This is a genomic window from Mycobacterium palustre, assembly GCF_002101785.1.
GTDB classification, from domain to species: Bacteria; Actinomycetota; Actinomycetes; order Mycobacteriales; family Mycobacteriaceae; genus Mycobacterium; species Mycobacterium palustre.
Genome location: NZ_LQPJ01000062.1, coordinates 1 through 1,832, shown reverse-complemented (window position 1 = coordinate 1,832; position 1,832 = coordinate 1). Strand labels below are relative to the sequence as shown.

Annotated in this window: 1 protein-coding gene and 1 tRNA gene; both read right to left on the bottom strand. The window is 60.5% G+C overall.

Annotated features, from left to right (window positions below):
* Nucleotides 1-317: 317 nt before the first annotated feature.
* Nucleotides 318-1,247, bottom strand: a complete 930-nt coding sequence (locus AWC19_RS05115) for a DNA-methyltransferase (protein ID WP_045373225.1) — start codon at nucleotides 1,245-1,247, stop codon at nucleotides 318-320.
* A gap of 444 nt (nucleotides 1,248-1,691) precedes the next feature.
* Nucleotides 1,692-1,762: transfer RNA gene (locus AWC19_RS05105), tRNA-Ala, on the bottom strand.
* Nucleotides 1,763-1,832 lie beyond the last annotated feature (70 nt).

Genomic DNA, 1,832 nt, shown 5'->3' with positions numbered 1-1,832 from the left:
GCGCGGCTCAGCAACCCGGAGAATCCGGCCGGATCGAGCAGTTCCTCAAGGCGCTCATAGCCACGCTCGTGTAGCTGCACGTTTAGCTCGTGCAGCAGAAGGTGCAGGTCCTCCACCAGCCGCATGATGTCCTCGGGCCTGAGGTGGTACGGCAGCGGCACCGGCAACTGAGCTTCGGTACGCAGACTCTGCCGCGACGACGGCGCCAAGCGTAAGAAGTTGGGTAGATCCGCCACATCCGATGACGCTACCTGGCACCGCACTCAATACCGCGCAAATCCACGGCCAGCGACGCTGATGAATCAGACGGCCCCGCCTCAGACCGCCACACTGTCTTCGGTGACGGTCAGAGCTGCGAGCGCCGGTATCGCTGATTCAGCCAACGCGACGTAGCGTTCGTCGCGCTCCACGCCGATACTGCGATAACCAACCGCTTCCGCAGCGGCCAGGGTGGAACCAGACCCGGCGAACGTATCCAGGACCACGCCCTCGCCTGTGGGCAGCGCAGCGCGCACAATCTTCCGTAGGAACGCCTGAGGCTTGAGGCTTGGATGCGGTGCCAGGCGCTTTTCAGCCGATTGTGTTGGGGCTGACCTGATCACATCACCGAACGGTCGAGCCGCATCAAGACGCCGCAAACCACCGGTGCCCCACTTTCGCAGGTTCTCCGCGACCGTGCCTTCGACCGGCTTCCTGAACAACAGCCACGGTTCCCACATCGAGCGTGGCATCACCGTCACATCGGGGAACTCTTCGTGGGCGTTCTTGGGGCGGTCCCCGCCACGCAGCGTCATGACTAGCCGAACAACCTCGCCACGTCGTTCCAACCCTGCTTCGTACAGAGCAAACGAAACCACATGCGACAGAAGCGGATTCGATGCCACAAACACGTGCGCACCCGGAACCAGAACCGGCTGCAGCGCTGATGCCCAATCATGGAAGAATCGCTTGATTTCTGCCCGTTCGCTATGACGCAACGTCGTGAACCGAGGCAGAGGCGAACGCCGGTACCCATCTAGGGTTGGCGGAATTCTCCACACCCCGCCGCGACCGTTCCGCAACTTCCGCTGCTCCACCTCGTTGTATTCGGTCAGACCGTACGGCGGATCCGTGACGACAGCGTGAATGCTATTGGCAGCACAGCTTTCAAGCCACTCGATGCAATCGGATTGGTACAGAGTCGCCCCACCGTAGGTGAAGCCCGGTGTACTGCCAGTGGTATCGGCAACTGCATTCTCTACGCTCACTTGCCCCTCACAAGCCGGTAGCGACCGCGCGAAACACGTTGGAAAGTGTCGGGTGTATGCAACCGCAAAGACGACCGCACCGAAGACTCGGGGACCTCGGAGCCTAGCTTCTGTTGAACGGCTTCAAGGACCTCTGCAATGGAGGCGTCCTGCTGCTTTGACTCCTTGAAGAACGCCAAGATTGCATCGCGCACCACACCTGGGGGCCTTCGCTCAGCCATCCGAAGCTCCTTCGACGAAGTGTTCACTCTGGCCGCAATCGGCTTCCCTTCAAGCTACGCCGTTTGACGTCTAGACGTCAAACACGACACGCCCGCTGCTTCGGCCTGACGGAGGTGCGTGACAAGCGATGCTAACGGGACCAATGAATCGAACATGTGTTCGTTCTAGCACGTCCGGCCGACAGCTGGCGACCAAAGCACGCTCCATATTGAAGCGAGTTTGTGGAGCCACGGGGAATCGAACCCCGATCTGAGCCTTGCAAAGGCCCCGTTCTACCGTTGAACTATGGCCCCGTCACGGACATGACCGCGACAGCATCACCGCTGGTCACACCCACTTCCAACTCACTCTCCTACAGATAAG